Consider the following 20,508-nt stretch of genomic DNA (forward strand, 5'->3'; position numbering starts at 1 on the left):
AGCCGCCCGCCTGCCCAGCCGCTCAGCCGACCCGCAACCCGTTCTCCAACTCCACCGCCCCGGCCCCCGCCCCCGCATCAAGCACCTCAAGCCCCGCCCGCACCCGCAGCCCCAGCTCGCCGGGCAGGAACTCCGGAAGGTCCTCGCGGGCCACGAGCCGCCAGGAGAGCAACTCTTCTTCCTGGAGCTTGATCGACTTCAGTTGCTCGTCGCCGAGCACCCCGCCGTCGTACAGATAGGCGACCAAGGGTGGCCGCGACGTACCCGGCACCCAGTCCACCACGAGCAGCGCCCCCAGTTCGACGTCCAGGCCGATCTCCTCGGCGGTCTCACGGCGTGCCCCCTGCCGCGGTGTCTCCCCTTCGTCGGACTCGATGGTCCCGCCCGGCAGGGCCCACCCCTCCCGGTAGTTGGGCTCGACGAGCAGTACCCGTCCCTCGGAGTCGCGGAAGAGGGCGGCGGCCCCGGCGATGATGCGGGGGAGGCCCGCGATGTACGTGGCGTAGTCCTGGAAGGTCATTTGGAGAGCGTAGTCAACTCCACCGTCCGTGCCGCCAGCTCGCTGATCCGCGCGCCGTCGAAGCCGAACACCGCACTGCGCACCCGGTCTTCGAGCGGATCGCGCCACTGTGCGGGGATCGCCTTGGCCCCGCACAGCACCCCCGCGACGGACCCCGCGGTCGCGCCGTTCGAGTCGGTGTCGAGGCCGCCGCGCACCGTCAGGGCGATGGTGCGGGTGAAGTCGCCCTCGCCGTACAGGAGTCCGGCGGTCAGGACGGCCGAGTTCGGCACCGTGTGGATCCAGCCGAGCCCGGAGGTCTCCGCCTCGGCGGTGGCCAGCGTCTCCTCCCAGCCGAGGCCGGCCTCGTGGAGGGTGACGACGCGGCGCACCGTGCGGGAGAGCCGGCAGCTCGACGGGATCACCCCGAAAGCGGCGTCCAGCGCGGCGCGCGGTGTGCCGGAGGTGAACGCGGCGGCGACGAGCGCCGCCGCCCACATGGCTCCGTAGACGCCGTTGCCGGTGTGCGAGAGCACGGCGTCGCGGCGGGCGAGGAAGGCGGCGCGGCGCGGGGCGCCGGGGTTCGTCCAGCCGAAGATGTCGGCACGGATGAGGGCGCCGATCCACTCCTGGCAGGAGTTCTCGTACGTCGCGGTGAGCGGCGGCTTGAGGCCGTTCGCGAGATTCCGGTACGCGGCGCGTTCCGCGGTGAACGTCTGGAGGTAGGGAAGGCGAAGCAGCCACAGCTCGCCGACCTGCTCGGTGCTGAACGTGAACCCGTGCGTCTCCAGGAGGTGCAGTCCGAGGATCGCGTAGTCCACGTCGTCGTCACGGCAGCTCCCGTGCACTTTGCCGCGCACGCAGCTCTGCCACTCGGGCCGCAGCTGGAACTCCTCCACCCAGGAGGGCGGGTCGGGCAGGTAGTCGGTGAGCGGCAGTGCGTCGGCCTGGCGCAGATAGCGCTCGATGCGCTCGCGCGTCCAGTAGTCGCCCCGCTCGATGGGTTTGCCGAGCATGTTGCCCGCGATCCGCCCGATCCAGCCGCCGAGGACGCGGTCGGCGAGTTCCGCATGCACTGGGGTCATGCCTACGGTCTACCGAATTCGGGGCGCTTGTGCGCGCTCAAAGTGACCGGTTCGACCGGTTCGGCGCGGACCATGGGACGTTTGTCTGGATTTCGATCGGGGCGGTACTGATCGATCATTTCCGTGATCGCGCCACACCGCTATAGCCCGGAATAGGGCGATTTAAAGGTGCAGGTCGAGGCTCCGATATGCGGACGGCCATGGGCAGGCGGCCCCTCCTGCGGTTATGGTCGCAGCGGCGCGACTGCCTTGACGCGAGCAAGGCCCGGAAAGCAAGGGGATGCAAGGTGGCGGACGCTGCTGGAACGGCGGGGCATGTGCTCATCGCCGCGGACAAGTTCAAGGGCTCACTCACGGCCGTGCAGGTCGCGGAGCGGGTGACGGCCGGGCTTCGCCGCGTCGCCCCGCACGTGGAGGTCGAGGCCCTGCCGGTGGCCGACGGCGGCGACGGCACGGTCGCCGCGGCGGTCGCGGCCGGTTTCGAACGCCGTGAGGTACGGGTCACCGGACCGCTCGGCGAGCAGGTCACCGCGGCCTACGCGCTGCGGGACGGCACCGCCGTGGTGGAGATGGCGGAGGCGTCCGGCCTCCAGCTGCTGCCCGAGGGAGTCTTCGCACCGCTCACGTCCACGACGTACGGATCCGGGGAGCTGCTGCGCGCGGCGCTCGACGCGGGCGCGCGCACGATCGTCTTCGGCGTCGGCGGCAGTGCGACGACGGACGGCGGCGCCGGAATGCTGGCCGCGCTCGGCGCGGTGTTCCTGGACGCGGCGGGGGAGCCGGTGGCGCCGGGAGGCGGGCCGCTGGCCACGCTCGTCACGGCCGACCTGTCCGGCCTCGACAAGCGGTTCGCCTCGGTGGACCTGGTCCTGGCCAGTGACGTGGACAACCCGCTGACGGGGCCGAAGGGCGCTCCGGCGGTCTACGGGCCGCAGAAGGGCGCCAGCCCGCAGGACGTGGCCGAGCTGGACGCGGCCCTCGCGCACTTCGCGCAGGTGCTCTCCGAGTCCGTCGGCTCCGCCGCGGCCCAGTACGCGCAGTCCCCGGGAGCCGGCGCGGCGGGCGGCATCGGGTACGGCGCCCTGGTCGGGCTCGGCGCGAGCTTCCGCCCCGGGATCGAGGTCATGCTGGACGTCCTCGGCTTCGCGCCCGCGCTGGCGCGGGCGTCGCTCGTGATCACGGGGGAGGGCTCGCTCGACGAGCAGACCCTCCACGGCAAGGCTCCCGCGGGCGTCGCGTCGGCGGCGCGTGCGGCGGGCGTGGAGGTCGTGGCGGTCTGTGGCCGCCTGGCGCTCCCGGCCGAGGCCCTCGGCAAGGCGGGCATCCGCCGGGCGTACGCGCTCACCGACGTGGAGCCGGATGTCGCCCGGTGCATCGCCGAGGCGGGGCCCATCCTGGAGACCGTGGCGGAGGGCATCGCCAGGGACTTCCTGAGCTAGCTTCCGTCGAGGTCCCGTAAGGGGCGCGGGGAGCGGCGCGACCAGCCCTCACCGGCCCCAGGCGTACCGACTGCACCTGTTGCCCCCGCTCAAACGCCGGACGGTCCTCAAGGCCGTCCGGCGTTTGCGTGTCTCAGCCCGGCGCCAGCCGATACGCGTCGAGAGCCAGCGTCATCTCCATCAGATCCCGAGGCCGCGCCAGCGACCGCGAGGTCAGCTGCTCCAGGCGCCGCAAGCGGTTGAACACCGTGTTCCGGTGGCAGTACAGCTGCCCCGCGGCCCGCCCCGCCGACCCCTCGCACACCAGCCACGCGTCCAGCGTCTCCAGCAGCACCGCCCGGTCCGCGGGTTCCAGGGCGAGCACCTCCCCGAAGACGTCCGACACGAGGCGCCCCGCCAGCTCCGGCTGGCTCACCACCAGGGCCGTCGGCATCCGCTGGTCGAGCCGTACGATCCCGGTCGCGTCCGGCGGACACGTACGCAGCGCCAGCTCGGCCAGGCGCCGCGCGTGGCCGAGTTCCACGAGCCCCGCCACCACAGGGCTGATGCCGCCGGGCCCGGGGCACCGCCCGTCGAGCGCCGCGGTCAGCTCGTCGAGGCCCTCCTGCGCCCCCAGCGCCACCACCCCCACCTCCCGGTCGGTCCGCATCCGCCAGACGAAGCGGAACCCGGCCCGCTCGATCTGCCGGTGGAACGCGGCACGCCCGTCCCGCCGCTCGGCGCGCAGAACAACCACCGCGTACGGCCCGCGCTCCGGCAGATCGAGCCCCGCGGCCACCTGCGAGGCGAGCCCGGGGGCCGACTGGCCCTCCAGGAGCGCGTCCAGCAGCGCCTGGAGCTGCTCGTCGGTGCGCCGCCGCAGCTCCACCTCCGTCGCCCGGTAGGCGTCGGACGCGGCCGCCGCCTGCGCGTCGACCGCCGACCACACCATCGTCGCCGACCGCATCAGGACCGCCAGCTTCTGAGGGTCCTGCCCCACGGTGCCTTCGAGCAGCGAGTCCCAGACCAGATAGCCCGCGTTGCGGTACGAGTGCACCACCAGGTCGAGCGGAAGACCCTGCTGGGCCCGGCGCCGCCCGGCCTCCTCCGCGTACTCCAGATCGCGGCGCGGCGAGGCGCGCGGCGCCGAGATGGTCTCGATGCCGATCCGCATCGCGTCCTCCGCCTCCCGCCACTGCTGGTCGTAGGGCAGCACCCGCGCGTACACCGGAGAGTGCTCGAAGAGCTGACGCAGATGTTCGTCCACCAGCTCGGGTATGCGGGGGAGCAGCGCCACGCACGCCTCCTGGAGGACCTTCCAGTCGTGCCCCGTCCGAGGCCTGCGCCCGCTCATGGTGTTCCCCCGTCGCCGCCGCCCGACGTGCCTGTGGTGCGGAGAATGCCACCGCTCGGCCACCCCTGGCAGGCCCCTGACACGGGGTGTTGTGCCCGTGCACAACAGGTGGCCGGTCCCGCTGGTCACCCGCAGCGATTCGGACGCGGGCCGTGGACGGGCGGGCGCGGCGGTGCTGGGCTGAGCGCCACGCACAGGCGCCGTGCGGCCCGGACGGCCGAGCGCCGTGCGCAGGACAGGCACAGGACAGGGGGTCCCAGGTGGGTGGTTCCGGACTGGTCGTACAGGACGCGTCGGTGGGATACGGGCCGGTACGCGCACTGCGCGAGGTGTCGCTCGAAGTACCGGACGGCGCCGTCGTCGCGGTGCTCGGCGGCAACGGCGCGGGCAAGTCGACGCTCCTGCGCGCCATTTCACGCACCCTCGCCTTCCACCGGGGTGCGCTCACCACCGGCTCCATCCACTTCGGCGGACGGCGCATCGACGGACTCCACGCGGACCGGGTGGTCGCCGCTGGAGTCTCCCAAGTACCCGAAGGAAGAAGGGTGTTCGCGCGGATGACCGTCGCCGACAATCTGCGGGCCGGCGCCCTCGGCTCCGCGGGCAGCCGGTCCGCGAAGGCCAGGGCCCTTCAGCGCGTCCACGAGCTCTTCCCGGTGCTCGCCGAGCGCGGGGGCCAGCGGGCCGGGCTCCTGTCGGGCGGCGAGCAGCAGATGCTGGCGGTGGCCAGGGCGCTGATGGCCTCACCGAAGCTGCTGCTCCTGGACGAACCCTCCCTGGGGCTCGCCCCGTTGATGGCGGCACGTATCGCCGAGACCATCCAGGAGATCAACACCCAGGGCACCTCGGTCCTCCTCGTCGAGCAGAACGCCGCACTCGCGCTGCGCCTCGCCTCGCGTGCGTACGTCCTGGACGTGGGCGAAGTGGCACTCGCCGGACCGGCGGACGAGCTGTCCGCCTCCGACGAGGTACGCCGCCGCTACCTCGGCGTGGTCGACGAGACCGCCGCGGCCGACGCCTCCCGCGGGGTCAGCGCCCTGCCGGTGCTGCGGAGATGGGCGGGCCGACGATGACCGAGGACCACACGGCGGCCGATGCGCCGCCCGAGGACAGGGACGACGTACCCGCCCTGGAGGTACGGGAGTTGACCGTCCGGTTCGCCGGGCTCACCGCGCTCGACGCCGTCAGCTTCACCGTCGCGCCGGGCACCGTGCACGCCGTCATCGGGCCCAACGGCGCGGGGAAGTCGACCTGCTTCAACGTCCTGTCCGGCGTGTACCGCGCCACCGGCGGCAGCGTCCGCTTCGGCGGGCACGAGCTGACGGCGATGCCTCCGCACCGCATCGCCGACCTCGGCGTGGCACGGATCTTCCAGAACCTCGCCCTGCCGCCGCGCGCCACGGTCGCCGACAGCCTGATGCTCGGCCGCCACCGCCTGACCCGCACGGGATTCCTCGCCGCGGGACTACGCCTCCCCTCGGCCACACGCGAGGAGCGCACCCACCGCGAACGGGTGCGGGAGATAGCCGCGTTCGTCGGCATCGAACAGCAACTGCACGCCCCCGCGGGCTCTTTGCCCTACGGACAGCAGAAACTCGCCGAACTGGCACGCGCCTTGTGCATGGAGCCCCGGCTGCTCCTGCTCGACGAGCCCGTCGCGGGCATGACCGCCGACGAGCGGCAGCGCACCGCCGCCGTCATCGCGGGCGTCCGCGACAGCCTCGGAATCTCGATCGTCCTGGTGGAACACGACATGGGGGTGGTGATGCGGCTCGCGGACGCGGTGACCGTACTGGACTTCGGCCGGCGCATAGCGGACGGCGCCCCGGCGGCCGTGCAGAACGACCCGGCGGTCGTGCGGGCGTACCTGGGAGAGGAGGCCACCTCATGACCACCTTCGTCGAGCTGCTGCTCAACGGTCTCTCGATGGGCTCCGTCTACGCCCTCATCGCCCTCGGCTTCGTCGTCATCTTCCGGGCCACCGAGGTGGTGAACTTCGCACACGCCTCGCTGCTCCTGGCCGGCGGCTACGTCACCGCCACGCTCCACGACGACATCGGCTTCTGGGCCGCGCTGCTCGTCGGCATCGCGGGCGCCGCCGTCGTCGGCGCCGCCATCGAGTTCCTCGTCATGCGGCGCTACCGCGGCTCCGACCACAGCGTCCTCGCCATCGTCACGATCGGCGTCGACATCCTGCTCACCACCGAACTCACCCGGCGCCTGGGCACTGACGTGCTCTCCCTCGGCGACCCCTGGGGCGACTCCGTGCTCACCATCGGGTCGGTCTCCATCGCGTACACCCGGATCGCCGCGTTCGTCGCCGCCGCGCTCCTCATCACCGCCTTCCTGCTCGCCTTCCGCTACACCTCCTGGGGCGTGGCGATGCGCGCCGCGGCCGAGAGCCCGGAGACGGCCGCCCTGATGGGGGTCCGCCTCGGCCGGGTCTCGCTCGGCGCCTGGGCGGTGGCGGGCGGCCTCGCGGCCGTGGCGGCGCTCTTCCTCACCGTCTTCCCCACCCCGGGGCTCGAACGGGCCACCTCGCTCGCCGCCCTGAAGGCGTTCCCCGCCGCGATCCTCGGCGGCCTCGACTCCACCACGGGCGCGCTCGTCGGCGGCCTCGTCGTCGGGGTCACCGAGTCCCTCGCCACCGGATACCAGAGCGAGCTCACCTTCCTGGGCCGGGGCCTGGGCGACCTCGCGCCCTACCTCGTGATGACCGTCATCCTCCTCATCCGGCCCGCCGGACTCTTCGGCACGAAGGAGCTCACCCGTGTCTGAAGTCCTGGCCCACGGCCGGGAGCTGCGCTCCCGAGGCCGCACGGGGCTGACCCGCCCCCGGACGTACGTCTGGATCGCGGGCGCCGTGCTCCTGCTCGCCCTGCCCTTCTACCTCGACCGGTTCTGGCTCCAGGCGGGCCTGTTCGCCATGGCGGCGGCCATCGGCGCGATCGGCCTCAACCTCCTCACCGGCGCGACCGGCCAGCTCTCCATGGGGCACGCCTTCTTCCTCGCGATCGGCGCGTACGGATACTGCGTCTTCGCGGGGGACGGCGAGGACGGCCTGACCGGACTCGGCCTGCCCACCTGGATCGCGGCCACCCTCGCCGTGCTCGTCGCGGGCGTCGCGGGCGGGCTCTTCAGCCCCATCGCGGGACGCCTGCGCGGCGCGTACCTCGGCATCGCGACCCTCGCCCTCATCTTCATCGGGCAGCACGTGCTCTTCAACGCCCACGATCTGACCGGCGGCTCCAACGGGCGCGACGTACCGCCCCTGAACGTCTTCGGCATCACCTTCGACGACAGCGAGCTCGTGGTGGCCGCCGTGCCCTTCGGCGCGTCGGAGAAGCTCTGGTACGCGGGGCTCGTGCTCCTCCTGGGCTGCGGACTCTTCGCCCGCGGTGTGCTGCGCGGGCGGCCGGGGCGCGCCATGAACGCCATCCGCGACCACCGCATCGCCGCCGGTGTCATCGGGGTGCCCGTCGCCCGCTACCGCGCGGGCGTCTTCGTCCTGTCGTCGATGTACGCGGGCCTCGCCGGAGTCCTGCTCGCCCTCGTCTTCCAGCGCACGGTGCCCGACTACTTCGGCATCACGCTGTCCCTCGAATACCTCGCCATGATCGTCATCGGCGGCCTCGGCTCGGTGGCGGGCGCGGTGGCCGGCGCCGCCGTCGTGTCCCTGCTGCCGCAGCTCCTGACCCGGTACAGCGACGCGCTGCCCCTGGTCTCGGCCCCCGGCACCGGCGGAATCACACCGGGCGAGGCGTCCCGCTATCTGTACGGCGCCGCCATCGTGGCCGTGGTGCTGTTTTTGCCCGGCGGCCTGGCCAGCATCGCCGCCCGGCGCTCCAGGCCGACGTCCGGCCCAACTCCAGGGGAGGAACGATGAGTTCACACACATTGAGAAGGGCCACCGCGACGGCGACGGCGCTTGCCGCGCTCCTCGCGGTGGCAGGCTGCAGCTCCAAGGCGGAGGACGACAAGGGGGACAAGAAGAGCGCGGGCGGCGTCAAGACCGGCGTCGGCGTCTCCGCCGACGCGATCACGCTCGGCGTGCTCACCGACATGACCGGCGTCTACGCGACCCTCGGCAAGAGCGTCACCCAGGCCCAGCAGCTCTACGTCAAGCAGACCAACGCCGACGGCGGCATCTGCGGCCGCAAGCTGAAGCTGACCGTCCGCGACCACGGCTACGACCCCCAGAAGGCCGTCGCCGGGTACACCGAGCTGGAGCCGGAAGTCCTCGGCTTCGCCCAGTTCATCGGCTCCCCGTTCGTCGCCGCCGTCCAGCGGCGGGTCGAGTCCGACAAGGGGCTCGTGCTGCCGCAGGCCTGGTCGGCGAACCTGCTCGGCAGCCCGTACGTACGGGTCGTCGGCTCCACGTACGACCTGGAGACGATCAACGCGATCGACTTCCTGATGAAGGAGAAGGGCCTCAAGAAGGGCGACAAGCTCGGCCACGTCTACTTCGAGGGCGACTACGGCGAGAACGCGCTGAAGGGCTCGCGGTACATGGCGAAGAAGTCGGGCCTCACCGTCGTGGAGCAGAAGATCAAGCCGACCGACAACGACATGACGGCGCAGGTCGCGGCCCTGAAGAAGGCCGGGGTGAAGGCCGTGGTGATCAGTGCGGGCCCGCGTCAGGCGGCCTCGCTGGTGGGTGTCGCCGCCGCGGGCAAGTTCGACGTGCCGATCATCGGCAACAACTCGGCGTTCGCGCCCCAGCTCCTGGGCACCCAGGCGGGCCCCGCCCTCGCGAAGAACTACTACGTGGCCTCGCCGACCCTGCCGATCGGCGCGGACACCCCCGCCGCGAAGAAGCTGGTCGCCGACTACAAGGCCGCGTACCCCAAGGACGCCCTGGACAACGGCGTGACAGCCGGCTGGACCGCGACGGCCATCTTCGGCGAGGCCCTGAAGAAGGCGTGCAAGAGCAAGGACCTCACCCGTGAGGGCGTCGACAAGGCGCTCCTGACGATCAACGCGTACGACACGGGCTTCGGCGTCACCCAGGACTTCACCGACCCTAAGGCGCCCTCGTCGAAGGAGAGCGTCATCCTGCGCCCCGACAAGGGCGTGACGGGCGGCATGAAGGTGGTCAGGCAGCCGGGTGCCTCGACGGCGGCCGAGGGGTTCACGCCGGGCGCCTGAGCCCACACCGCGCCGGAGCGGCCCGTCCCGGGCAACGAGAAGGGGCCCGAACCAATTGGTTCGGGCCCCTTCCACGACGTACGGAAAAACCGCTACGGCAGCTGTGCCGCCCGTGCCTCGCGCCGGTTGTCCCGGAAGTTGTTCACCCTGCGGGCCGTGGCGAAGAGGGGGATCACCGCGCCGAGGACCACCTGGAGCGCGCAGCCGGTCTGCAGGAGGAGCAGGCCGCCCGGCGCGTCGAACGCCCAGGCCGCGAGCAGCCCCATGGCCGCGACGATCCACGAGAGCATGGCCACCGCGAGGGGACCCCGCGGCTTGGGGTACTCGACCCGGCTGACCATGAGCCACGCCGTGCCGATGATCGCGAGGAGCGTCGCCCAGAAGGGGAGCTCCAGGAGCACGATCGAGACGACCGTGAGGGCGCCGAAGGGCGAGGGCATGCCCTGGAAGGTGCCGTCCTTCACGGTCACGCAACTGAACCGCGCAAGCCGCAGCACCACCGCCAACAGCACGACGATCGCTCCGACCGCGGCCACTCTCTGGTGCGCGTCGTCGGCGACCATGCCGTAGACGAGCACGAAGTACGCGGGGGCCAGACCGAAGCTGATCAGGTCCGACAGGTTGTCGAGCTCGGCGCCCATCGGCGAGGACCGCAGCTTGCGCGCCACGAGCCCGTCGAAGAGGTCGAAGACGGCCGCGCAGAGCATCAGGATCACGGCGGTCGCGGCGGAGTGCCGCGCCATGCCGCTCTCGTTGCTGCCCTGGAGGTGCGGGATGAGGATGCCCGTGGTGGTGAAGTACACCGCCATGAACCCGCACGTGGCGTTACCGAGCGTGAGGGTGTCCGCTATCGAGAGGCGGAGTGAGAGAGGCATCTCCTCGTCGGCCTCGTCCTCCGCCGCCTCGGGCACCCAGCCCGCTTGTGTTTCAGGATCAACCACGGTCAATTCGAGTCACCCCAGCCACGGTCTTCTGACCGACCTCGACGTCCACCTCGACACCCTCGGGGAGATAGATGTCGACACGGGAGCCGAAGCGGATCAGGCCGATCCGTTCGCCTTGCTCCACCTTCGTGCCCTGCGGCACGTAAGGAACGATGCGCCGCGCGACGGCGCCCGCGATCTGGATCATCTCGATGTCACCGAGTTCGGTGTCGAAGTGCCAGACGACGCGCTCGTTGTTCTCGCTCTCCTTGTTGAACGCCGGGACGAACCCGCCGGGGATGTGCTCCACGGACGTCACCGTGCCCGCGAGGGGCGCGCGGTTGACGTGGACGTTCAACGGGCTCATGAAGATCGCGACCCGGGTGCGTCCGTCCTTCCACGGCATGATGCTCTGCACCACGCCGTCGGCCGGGGAGATGACCCGGCCCTGGGCGATGTCGCGCTCGGGGTCGCGGAAGAACCACAGCATGCCCGCCGCCAGAGCGGTGGCAGGCACGGCCACGGCCGCGGCAACCCCCGGCTTGGGAGCACGACGCGCGCGGACGAGGCTGAGTGCCGCGGTGGCGACAGTCGGCAGGAGCCACGGCGATGCTCCGCGCGCAAGGCGTACGCCAGCGAGGCTGTCGCGTGGTGCAGAGGTTTGGCTGTGGGGCATGGATGACCTTCGTAGCGGATGATGCCGCGCAGTTAACGGGGGACGGCGGCTTTTTCCGGATGGTATCGGTTGCGAGCCACAACTGGGCAAGCCAGGAAGCGGAGTCGACGGCCGAAGAGTGTTGACAGGGTGTGACCTTCTTCTCGAAGAAACTGCCCCAAATCGGGCATCTAGCCCTGGAGTCGATACTCTTCGAGCAGTCGGCGCCCGATGATCATTTTCTGGATCTCGGCGGTACCTTCGCCGATCAGCAGCATCGGAGCCTCACGGTACAGGCGCTCGATCTCGTACTCCTTCGAGAAGCCGTAACCGCCATGAATCCGGAACGCGTCCTCTACGACTTCTTTGCAGTATTCGGATGCGAGGTACTTCGCCATCCCTGCTTCGAGGTCGTTTCGTTCCCCCGAGTCCTTTTTGCGTGCTGCATTCACCATCATCGCATGGGCGGCCTCGACCTTGGTAGCCATCTCGGCCAGCTTGAACTGAATCGCCTGGTGCTGGGCGATCGCCTTGCCGAAAGTGTGACGTTGCTGGGCATATGAGACACCGAGCTCAAATGCACGCTGAGCAACACCGCAGCCACGCGCCGCGACATTCACACGGCCGACTTCGACGCCGTCCATCATTTGGTAAAAACCGCGTCCGGTGGTCCCGCCGAGCACGCGATTGGCCGGAATTCGCAGTCCGTCCATGATGAGTTCGGTCGTGTCGACGCCCTTGTAACCCATCTTGTCGATCTTGCCGGGGATGGTGAGTCCCGGCCGGACCTCTCCGAAGCCGGGCTCCTTCTCCACGAGGAAGGTCGTCATCGACTTGTGGGGCGCCGTGCCCTCCGGGTGTCCTTCGTCACTCCGGCACAGAACGGCCACCAGAGTCGACGTTCCGCCGTTGGTCAGCCACATCTTCTGACCGTTGAGGATGTACTCGTCGCCGTCCTTGACGCCCTTGGACGTGATCGCCGACACGTCCGAGCCGAGCGCCGGCTCCGACATGGAGAACGCGCCGCGCACCTCGCCGGCCGCCATGCGCGGCAGGAAGGTGTCCTTCTGCTCCTGCGTCCCGTGCTGCTTGAGCATGTAAGCGACGATGAAGTGGGTGTTGATGATGCCGGAGACCGACATCCAGCCACGCGCGATCTCCTCGACGCACAGCGCGTACGTGAGCAGCGACTCGCCCAGACCGCCGTACTCCTCCGGGATCATGAGCCCGAAGAGGCCCAACTCCTTGAGACCGTCCACGATCTTCTGCGGGTACTCGTCACGGTGCTCGAGCTCCGTGGCGACCGGGATGATCTCCTTGTCGACGAAGTCCCGGACGGTGGACAGGATCTCTCGCTGGATGTCGGTGAGACCTGCGGTCTGCGCGAGTCGGCTCATCGCTTACTTCTCCGTGCTCTTCGAAGGGGCGTTCAACTCCGGGCGGCCGGGCTGCTCGCCGCCGCGCTCCTTGATGTACGTCTCGGTGGGGACCATCACCTTGCGGCGGAACACGCAGACCATCGTGCCGTCCTGCTTGTATCCCTTGGTCTCCACGTAGACGATCCCGCGGTCCGACTTGGACTTCGACGGAGTCTTGTCCAGGACGGTCGTCTCGCCGTAGATCGTGTCGCCGTGGAAGGTCGGCGCCACGTGCTTGAGCGACTCGACCTCCAGGTTGGCGATCGCCTTGCCCGAGACGTCCGGCACGGACATGCCCAGGAGCAGCGAGTAGATGTAATTGCCCACGACGACGTTCTTCCCGAAGTCCGTCGTCTTCTCCGCATAGTTGCTGTCCATGTGGAGGGGGTGGTGGTTCATCGTCAGGAGGCAGAAGAGATGGTCGTCGTACTCGGTGACCGTCTTTCCGGGCCAGTGCTTGTAGACGTCCCCGACGGTGAACTCTTCGTAGGTGCGGCCGAACTGCACGTCAGGCCTCCGGGATCTCGAACTTGGAGGTACGGGTCATGCCGGCGGCGCGCCCCTTGCCCGAGATGACGAGGGCCATCTTGCGGCTCGCCTCGTCGATCATCTCGTCGCCGAGCATCGCGGAGCCCTTCTTGCCGCCCGCCTCGGAGGTGCAGTAGTCGTACGCGTCCAGGATCAGCTCGGCGTGGTCGAAGTCCTCCTGGGAGGGCGAGAAGACCTCGTTGGCGGCGTCGACCTGGCCGGGGTGCAGGACCCACTTGCCGTCGAAGCCGAGGGCCGCGGCGCGGTTCGCGACCTCGCGGTAGCCGTCGACGTTCTTGATCTGGAGGTAAGGGCCGTCGATCGCCTGGAGGTTGTTGGCGCGGGCCGCCATCAGGATCTTCATCAGGATGAAGTGGTAGGCGTCGGCCGGGTAGCCGGGCGGCTGCTCGCCGACGACCAGGGACTTCATGTTGATGGAGGCCATGAAGTCGGCCGGGCCGAAGATGATCGTCTCGACGCGCGGGGACGCCTGCGCGATCGCGTTCACGTTGTTGAGGCCCTGCGCGTTCTCGATCTGCGCCTCGATGCCGATCTTGCCGACCTCGAAGCCCATCGTCTTCTCGATCTGCGTGAGCAGGAAGTCCAGCGCGACGACCTGGTCGGCGCTCTGCACCTTCGGCAGCATGATGCAGTCGAGGTTCTGGCCCGCGCCCTCGACGACCGTGACGACGTCGCGGTACGTCCACTCGGTCGTCCAGTCATTCACGCGCACGACCCGCGTCTTGCCCGTCCAGTCGCCCTCGTTGAGGAACTTGACGATGGTGTGCCTGGCCTCCGGCTTGGCGAGCGGCGCGCAGGCGTCCTCCAGGTCGAGGAAGACCTGGTCGGCGGGGAGGCCCTGGGCCTTCTCCAGGAAGCGCGGGTTCGAACCCGGGACCGCCAGACATGAACGGCGGGGGCGCAGGCGGTTGATGGGCGCGGTCATGCGGGGACCTCCAGAGGGTCGAGCTTGTTCGCTTTCCGGATCTCGTCGACGATACGGCCGATGATCTCGGTGATGCCGAAGTCCTTGGGGGTGAAGACGGCGGCCACTCCCGCCGCCTTCAGGTCCTCGGCGTCGCTGTTGGGGATGATGCCGCCCGCGATGACGGGGATGTCGGGCGCCCCCGCCTCGCGCAGGCGCACCAGGACGTCCGGCACGAGCTGTGCGTGGGAGCCGGAGAGGATCGAAAGACCCACGGCGTGCACGTCCTCGGCGAGCGCGGCGGCGACGATCTCCTCGGGCGTCAGCCTGATGCCCTGGTAGACCACCTCGAAGCCCGCGTCGCGCGCACGCACCGCGATCTGCTCGGCCCCGTTCGAGTGCCCGTCCAGGCCCGGCTTGCCGACCAGGAAGCGCAGCTTGCCGGTGCCGAGGTCGGCGGCGGTCTTGGCGACCTTGTCGCGGACCAGGGCCAGCGGCGTGCCGGCCTCCGCGGTGACGGTCACCGGAGCGCTGGAGACGCCCGTGGGCGCCCGGAACTCACCGAAGACCTCCCGCAGGGCGCCGGACCACTCCCCGGTCGTCACACCGGCGCGTGCGCACTCCAGGGTGGCTTCCATGAGGTTGCCCTTCCCCGCGGCGACCTCCTTCAGCTTCTCCAGGGCCTTGCAGGGGCGCGGGTGGTTGAACGGCGGCTGGTAGCGGGTGTCGCGCCAGCGCCCCAGGGCGGTCACGACGCGGTTCTCGACGGCCGGGTCGACCGTCATGATCGCGGTGTCCAGGTCAGCGGTGAGCGGGTTCGGCTCGGTCGACTCGTAGGCGTTGACGCCGACGATCTTCTCCTCGCCCGACTCGATGCGCGCCCTGCGCTCGGCGTGCGAGGAGACCAGCTGCGACTTCAGGTAGCCGGACTCGACGGCGGCCATCGCGCCGCCCATCTGCTCGATGCGGTCGATCTCGGCGAGGGACTCCTCGACGAGGGACTCCACCTTGGCCTCGATGACGTGCGAGCCCTCGAAGATGTCCTCGTACTCCAGGAGATCGCTCTCCAGGGCGAGCACCTGCTGGATGCGCAGCGACCACTGCTGGTCCCACGGCCGGGGCAGACCCAGGGCCTCGTTCCAGGCGGGAAGCTGCACGGCACGCGCGCGTGCGTCCTTGGAGAGCGTGACGGCCAGCATCTCCAGGACGATGCGCTGGACGTTGTTCTCGGGCTGCGCCTCGGTCAGGCCGAGCGAGTTGACCTGCACGCCGTAGCGGAAGCGGCGCTGCTTGGGGTCGGTGATGCCGTACCGCTCACGCGTGATCCGGTCCCAGATACGGCCGAACGCCCGCATCTTGCACATCTCCTCGACGAAGCGGACGCCCGCGTTCACGAAGAAGGAGATCCGGGCGACGACGTCACCGAACTTCTCCTGGGGCACCTGCCCGGAGTCGCGCACGGCGTCCAGGACGGCGACGGCGGTGGACATCGCGTACGCGATCTCCTGCACCGGCGTGGCCCCGGCCTCCTGGAGGTGGTAGCTGCAGATGTTGATCGGGTTCCACTTGGGGATGTGGGCCACCGTGTACGTGATCATGTCGGTGGTGAGGCGGAGGGAGGGCACCGGCGGGAAGACGTGCGTCCCGCGCGAGAGGTACTCCTTGACGATGTCGTTCTGCGTCGTCCCCTGGAGCTGCGTGATGTCCACGCCCTGCTCCTCCGCCACCACCTGATAGAGCGCCAGGAGCCACATGGCCGTGGCATTGATCGTCATCGAGGTGTTCATCTGGTCCAGGGGGATGTCCTGGAACAGGCGCCGCATGTCGCCGACGTGCGAGACGGGGACCCCGACCCTGCCGACCTCGCCGCGGGCGAGGATGTGGTCGGGGTCGTAGCCGGTCTGCGTGGGCAGGTCGAACGCGACCGAGAGGCCCGTCTGGCCCTTGGCGAGGTTGCGCCGGTACAGCTCGTTGGACGCCTCGGCCGTGGAGTGGCCGGCATAGGTCCGCATGAGCCACGGCCGGTCCTTCTGACGCTCTGTCATGTGCGAACCCTCAGCCCTCAGACGTTACGGAAGCGGTTGATCGCGTCGATGTGCGTGGCCCGCATCTCCGGGTCGCGCACGCCGAGGCCCTCCTGGGGCGCGAGGGCGAGGACGCCGACCTTGCCCTGGTGGAGGTTGCGGTGCACGTCGTAGGCGGCCTGGCCGGTCTCTTCGAGGGAGTAGACGCGGGAGAGGGTGGGGTGGATCTTGCCCTTGGAGATGAGGCGGTTGGCCTCCCAGGCCTCGCGGTAGTTCGCGAAGTGCGAGCCCACGATCTTCTTCAGGGACATCCACAGGTAGCGGTTGTCGTACTCGTGGTTGTAGCCCGAGGTGGAGGCGCAGGTGACGATGGTGCCGCCCTTGCGGGTGACGTAGACCGAGGCGCCGAAGGTCTCGCGGCCCGGGTGCTCGAAGACGATGTCCACGTCCTCGCCGCCGGTCAGCTCGCGGATGCGCTTGCCGAAGCGCTTCCACTCCTTGGGGTCCTGGTTGTGCTCGTCCTTCCAGAACTTGTAGCCCTCGGCGTTGCGGTCGATGATCGCGTCGGCGCCCATCGCCCGGCAGATGTCCGCCTTCTGCTCGCTGGAGACGACACAGATCGGGTTGGCGCCGCCGGCCAGGGCGAACTGGGTGGCGTACGAACCGAGGCCGCCGCTCGCGCCCCAGATCAGGACGTTGTCGCCCTGCTTCATGCCCGCGCCGTTGCGCGAGACCAGCTGGCGGTAGGCGGTGGAGTTCACCAGGCCCGGCGACGCGGCCTCTTCCCAGCTCAGGTGGTCCGGCTTGGGCATGAGCTGGTTGGACTTGACCAGAGCGATCTCGGCGAGGCCGCCGAAGTTGGTCTCGAAGCCCCAGATGCGCTGCTCGGGGTCGAGCATCGTGTCGTTGTGGCCGTCGCTCGACTCCAGCTCGACGCTCAGACAGTGCGCGACGACCTCGTCGCCCGGGTTCCAGGCGTTCACGCCGGGTCCGGTGCGCAGGACGACGCCCGCGAGGTCGGAGCCGATCACGTGGTACGGCAGGTCGTGGCGCTTGGTGAGCTCGCTCAGGCGGCCGTAGCGCTCCAGGAAGCTGAAGGTGGAGACCGGCTCGAAGATCGAGGTCCACACCGAGTTGTAGTTGACCGAGGAGGCCATCACGGCCACCAGGGCCTCACCCGGGCCGAGTTCCGGCACCGGCACGTTGTCCAGGTGCAGCGACTTGCGGGGGTCCTTGTCGCGGGTCTCGAGCCCGGCGAACATCTCCGCCTCGTCCTTGTGCACGGTGATCGCGCGGTAGGACTCGGGGAGGGGAAGAGCGGCGAAGTCGGCGGACGTGGTGTCCGGCGACTGGATCGCGTCCAGGATTTCCTTCACGGTGATGCCTCCGGCGAAGTGCGTGCCCCCTTTGAGGGGATCACGCTCTTGAGGGTTACGTCGGGTGCTGCTGGTGCTTGTGAGGGTGTGCCGTCGGTTCGGCGAAGGTGTTGCTCGGCAGCGCTTGGTGTGGCGCGGGAGGTTGCCTGTGACGCAGGCGTCCGGGCGCACCAGCCGGGTGGCTTGTGGGGACAGCCGGCGTACGGAAGTTCTCTGCACGCCGGCCGCCCGGACAACATCAACGTATGACACCGCGTGCCAGTGAGCAAGACACTGAGTGCCATCAATTTTTGATGGATGATCGATCAGTGCAGGTCAGAGGGTGTGACGGCATGACGAAGGGGGCGCTACCCGTGGGTAGCGCCCCCTTAAAAGCGCAGGACGAAAGGTGCAAAAAGGGATCTAAGGTCGGGGCCTAAGACTCCCGGAGCGCCTTCTCGATCGTCCGCATGATCTCGTCGAGCGGCGCGTCCGTCCGTGCCACCGTGACCAGGACGTCGCCCCCGGTGCTCACCGATGCCGCCGGAGCGGTGGTGGTGTCACGGCCCGCCCCGATGCCCGAACCGAAGGTCCTGCGCACGATGGCGAAGGCGTGGTCCAGCTGGGTCTCCACGTCGCCCTGGCCGCCCGCGCGCAGCCACCGGCGCAGGACGTGGTTGTGCGCGGTCACCACCGCCGACGCGGCGACCTCCGCGAGCAGCGGGTCGTCGTTGCCGTCGTGGTGGGCCTGCTCGTCGAAGTGGCCCAGGAGATAGCGCGTGAAAAGCCGTTCGTAGCGGGCCACCGAGGCGATCTCCCGCTCGCGCAGCGTGGGGACCTCGCGCGTGAGGCGGTACCGCTCGACGGAGACCGCGGGCGAGGCCGCGTACATCTTCATGACTTCCTTGATGCCCCGGCACACCGTGTCCAGCGGGTGCTCGTGCGGCGGCGCCGCGTTCAGGACCGCCTCCGCCCGGATCAGCGTGTCGTCGTGGTCCGGGAAGATCGCCTCTTCCTTCGAACGGAAGTGGCGGAAGAAGGTCCTGCGGGCGACCCCGGCCTGGGCGGCGATCTCGTCGACCGTCGTCGCCTCGTACCCCTTGGACGCGAAGAGCTCCATCGCCGCGGCCGCCAGCTCCCGGCGCATCTTGAGCCGTTGGGCGGCGGCGCGGCTGCCCGCCGCGCTCTCCGGAGCGTCGGGCGTAGCGGGCGTACGTGAGGACTTGGCGGCCTTGGGCATGACCCGAACGTACTGCATATGCGCAGCCGAGTGCTCGTGCGGGACGGGGCCGCCCGGTGGTCCGAGCAGCCCGCCCCAGTCCGTGCCGGGTGCCGTCTCAGGCGCGCCCCCGTCCGCTTCCCGCTCAGCGCCCCGCATATTCGCGGAAGCCGCGGCCGGTCTTGCGGCCGAGGCAGCCCGCGGCCACCAGGTGTTCGAGCAGGGGAGCGGGGGCCAGGCCCGGGTCGCGGAACTCGCGGTGCAGGACCTTCTCGATGGCCAGCGAGACGTCCAGGCCGACCACGTCCAGGAGCTCGAAGGGGCCCATGGGGTAGCCGCCGCCGAGCTTCATCGCGGCGTCGATGTCGTCGAGCGTCGCGTAGTGCTCCTGGACCATCTTGATCGCGTTGTTGAGGTAGGGGAACAGGAGCGCGTTCACGATGAAGCCCGCGCGGTCGCCGCAGTCCACCGGGTGCTTCTTGATGGTCGCGCAGACCTGGCGGACCGTCGCGTGCACGTCGTCGTCGGTGAGGACCGTGCGGACCACCTCGACCAGCTTCATCGCCGGTGCCGGGTTGAAGAAGTGCATGCCGATCACGTCACCGGGACGCGAGGTGGCACGGGCGCAGGCGACCACGGGCAGGGACGAGGTGGTGGTCGCCAGGATCGCGCCCGGCTTGCAGACCTTGTCGAACGCCGCGAACAGCTGCTGCTTGATCTCCAGGTCCTCGGCGACCGCCTCCAGGGCCAGATCGACGTCGGCGAACGCGTCGTACGAACCGGCCGGAGTGATCCGGTCCAGGGTCTTGGCCGCGGTCTCCGCCGTCATCCGCCCCTTGTCGACAGAACGCGAAAGCGACTTGGAGATACGGGACTTGGCCTTCGCCGCCTTCTCCTCGCTGCGCGCGGCGAGCACCACGTCGTAGCCGGCCTTGGCGAAGACCTCGGCGATGCCGGACGCCATGGTCCCGGAGCCCGCGACGCCGACCGAGCGGACGGTGCGCCCACCGGTTCGGCCGCCGCCCTCCGGCGGGGTCAGCGCGTCGGGCACCACGGCCGAACTGCCCGGCTCCGCCGCCTTGTCGTACGAGTAGAAGCCGCGCCCCGCCTTGCGGCCGGTCAGGCCCGCCTCGCTGAGCTGCTTGAGGATCGGCGCGGGCGCGTGCAGCCGGTCGTGCGACTCGGAGTACATCGCGTCCAGGACCGTACGGGCCGTGTCGACGCCGATCAGGTCCAGCAGGGCCAGGGGGCCCATCGGCAGACCGCAGCCCAGCTTCATCGCGGCGTCGATGTCCTCGCGGGACGCGTACTTCGCCTCGTACATCGCCGCGGCCTGGTTGAGGTAGCCGAAGAGCAGGCCGTCCGCGACGAATCCGGGCCGGTCGCCGACCGCGACGGGCTCCTTGCCGAGCGCGTACGCCAGGTCGGTGACGGAGGCGACGGCCGCGGGCGCGGTCAGCACGGAGGAGACCACCTCGACCAGCTTCATCACCGGGGCCGGGTTGAAGAAGTGCAGGCCGAGCACCCGCTCGGGGCGCGCCGACTCGGCGGCAAGCCGGGTCACGGACAGCGCGTTCGTGCCGGTCGCGATGATCGTCTCGGGGCGCACGACGCCGTCGAGTTCGCGGATGAGCTGCTGCTTGATCTCGTACGTCTCCGGGGCGACCTCGATCACCAGGTCGGCGTCGGACGCGGCCTGGAGGTCGGTGAAGGTGCGGATGCGGGCGAGGGCGTCGCGCCGCTCGTCCTCGGTGAGCTGCTCACGGCGCACGGCGCGCGCTGTCGACGACTCGATGGCGGCGACGGCCTGGGCGCCCGCGGCCTCGCTGATGTCGATGCCGATGACCTCGCGTCCGGCGCGGGCCAGGACCTCGGCGATGCCGGTGCCCATCGTGCCGAGACCGATCACGGCAACGGTGTTCAAGGGAGTGTCCATGCGTGGACTCCAGGAAGTGAG

The 20,508-nt window shown here is 70.0% G+C and carries 18 protein-coding genes; 6 read left to right on the forward strand and 12 right to left on the reverse strand.

From position 1 onward, the window contains the following. Nucleotides 1–22: 22 nt before the first annotated feature. The gene (locus tag ACFUPX_RS05050; RefSeq protein WP_383316090.1) at nt 23–520 is read right to left on the reverse strand and encodes an NUDIX domain-containing protein; all 498 of its coding nucleotides are present in this window, start codon (nt 518–520) and stop codon (nt 23–25) included. After that, the gene (locus ACFUPX_RS05055; RefSeq protein ID WP_383316093.1) at nt 517–1,584 is read right to left on the reverse strand and encodes an ADP-ribosylglycohydrolase family protein; all 1,068 of its coding nucleotides are present in this window, start codon (nt 1,582–1,584) and stop codon (nt 517–519) included. The genes ACFUPX_RS05050 and ACFUPX_RS05055 overlap by 4 nt, the downstream gene beginning before the upstream one ends. 287 nt (nt 1,585–1,871) lie before the next feature. Here ACFUPX_RS05055 and ACFUPX_RS05060 point away from each other — a divergent pair, with 287 nt between their 5' ends. After that, nucleotides 1,872–3,023 carry a glycerate kinase gene (locus ACFUPX_RS05060; RefSeq protein ID WP_383316096.1) on the forward strand — a complete coding sequence of 384 codons (1,152 nt, stop codon included), beginning with the start codon at nt 1,872–1,874 and terminating at the stop codon, nt 3,021–3,023. A 133-nt stretch (nt 3,024–3,156) separates the two neighbouring features. Here the strand turns inward: ACFUPX_RS05060 and ACFUPX_RS05065 are convergent, their stop codons facing one another. Further along, on the reverse strand, nt 3,157–4,356 hold the full coding sequence (locus ACFUPX_RS05065; protein ID WP_383316099.1) for a PucR family transcriptional regulator: 1,200 nt from the start codon (nt 4,354–4,356) through the stop codon (nt 3,157–3,159). Between the two features lie 260 nt (nt 4,357–4,616). Here ACFUPX_RS05065 and ACFUPX_RS05070 point away from each other — a divergent pair, with 260 nt between their 5' ends. The 5 genes from ACFUPX_RS05070 to ACFUPX_RS05090 are packed head-to-tail and all read left to right on the forward strand — an operon-like array spanning nt 4,617 to nt 9,504. Next, nucleotides 4,617–5,429 carry an ABC transporter ATP-binding protein gene (locus ACFUPX_RS05070; protein WP_383316104.1) on the forward strand — a complete coding sequence of 271 codons (813 nt, stop codon included), beginning with the start codon at nt 4,617–4,619 and terminating at the stop codon, nt 5,427–5,429. Continuing rightward, nucleotides 5,426–6,247 (forward strand): ABC transporter ATP-binding protein, encoded by an 822-nt coding sequence (locus tag ACFUPX_RS05075; RefSeq protein WP_383316107.1) that lies wholly within the window; start codon nt 5,426–5,428, stop codon nt 6,245–6,247. Before ACFUPX_RS05070 ends, ACFUPX_RS05075 begins: the two co-directional genes overlap by 4 nt. Beyond that, on the forward strand, nt 6,244–7,134 hold the full coding sequence (locus ACFUPX_RS05080; RefSeq protein ID WP_383316111.1) for a branched-chain amino acid ABC transporter permease: 891 nt from the start codon (nt 6,244–6,246) through the stop codon (nt 7,132–7,134). Before ACFUPX_RS05075 ends, ACFUPX_RS05080 begins: the two co-directional genes overlap by 4 nt. Beyond that, on the forward strand, nt 7,127–8,242 hold the full coding sequence (locus tag ACFUPX_RS05085) for a branched-chain amino acid ABC transporter permease (protein ID WP_383316114.1): 1,116 nt from the start codon (nt 7,127–7,129) through the stop codon (nt 8,240–8,242). Before ACFUPX_RS05080 ends, ACFUPX_RS05085 begins: the two co-directional genes overlap by 8 nt. Continuing rightward, nucleotides 8,239–9,504 carry an ABC transporter substrate-binding protein gene (locus ACFUPX_RS05090; protein WP_383316117.1) on the forward strand — a complete coding sequence of 422 codons (1,266 nt, stop codon included), beginning with the start codon at nt 8,239–8,241 and terminating at the stop codon, nt 9,502–9,504. Before ACFUPX_RS05085 ends, ACFUPX_RS05090 begins: the two co-directional genes overlap by 4 nt. 92 nt (nt 9,505–9,596) lie before the next feature. Here ACFUPX_RS05090 and pssA read toward each other — a convergent pair whose 3' ends face one another. From pssA to ACFUPX_RS05135, 9 genes are all read right to left on the reverse strand, one after another. Continuing rightward, the gene (gene pssA / locus ACFUPX_RS05095) at nt 9,597–10,451 is read right to left on the reverse strand and encodes a CDP-diacylglycerol--serine O-phosphatidyltransferase (RefSeq protein ID WP_383316120.1); all 855 of its coding nucleotides are present in this window, start codon (nt 10,449–10,451) and stop codon (nt 9,597–9,599) included. After that, entirely contained in the window at nt 10,438–11,103 is a 666-nt protein-coding gene (locus tag ACFUPX_RS05100) for a phosphatidylserine decarboxylase (protein WP_383316123.1), read from the reverse strand. Before ACFUPX_RS05100 ends, pssA begins: the two co-directional genes overlap by 14 nt. 170 nt (nt 11,104–11,273) lie before the next feature. Continuing rightward, complete coding sequence (locus ACFUPX_RS05105) at nt 11,274–12,479, reverse strand: acyl-CoA dehydrogenase family protein (protein WP_383316126.1); 1,206 nt, start codon at nt 12,477–12,479, stop codon at nt 11,274–11,276. A 3-nt stretch (nt 12,480–12,482) separates the two neighbouring features. Then, on the reverse strand, nt 12,483–13,007 hold the full coding sequence (locus ACFUPX_RS05110; RefSeq protein ID WP_383316129.1) for a MaoC family dehydratase: 525 nt from the start codon (nt 13,005–13,007) through the stop codon (nt 12,483–12,485). Nucleotide 13,008: 1 nt separating this feature from the next. Then, nucleotides 13,009–13,974, reverse strand: a complete 966-nt coding sequence (locus ACFUPX_RS05115) for an HpcH/HpaI aldolase/citrate lyase family protein (protein WP_383316132.1) — start codon at nt 13,972–13,974, stop codon at nt 13,009–13,011. Continuing rightward, on the reverse strand, nt 13,971–15,998 hold the full coding sequence (locus tag ACFUPX_RS05120) for a methylmalonyl-CoA mutase family protein (protein ID WP_383316136.1): 2,028 nt from the start codon (nt 15,996–15,998) through the stop codon (nt 13,971–13,973). Before ACFUPX_RS05120 ends, ACFUPX_RS05115 begins: the two co-directional genes overlap by 4 nt. Before the next feature lie 17 nt (nt 15,999–16,015). After that, entirely contained in the window at nt 16,016–17,353 is a 1,338-nt protein-coding gene (gene ccrA / locus ACFUPX_RS05125) for a crotonyl-CoA carboxylase/reductase (protein ID WP_383316139.1), read from the reverse strand. A gap of 415 nt (nt 17,354–17,768) precedes the next feature. Continuing rightward, on the reverse strand, nt 17,769–18,572 hold the full coding sequence (locus ACFUPX_RS05130; RefSeq protein WP_237330317.1) for a TetR family transcriptional regulator: 804 nt from the start codon (nt 18,570–18,572) through the stop codon (nt 17,769–17,771). Nucleotides 18,573–18,696: 124 nt separating this feature from the next. Continuing rightward, nucleotides 18,697–20,487, reverse strand: coding sequence for a 3-hydroxyacyl-CoA dehydrogenase family protein (locus ACFUPX_RS05135; protein ID WP_383316143.1), 1,791 nt, complete (start codon nt 20,485–20,487; stop codon nt 18,697–18,699). Nucleotides 20,488–20,508: the final 21 nt, after the last annotated feature.

Origin of the sequence: Streptomyces sp. NPDC057302 (assembly GCF_042667685.1) — a bacterium.
Lineage (GTDB): Bacteria > Actinomycetota > Actinomycetes > Streptomycetales > Streptomycetaceae > Streptomyces.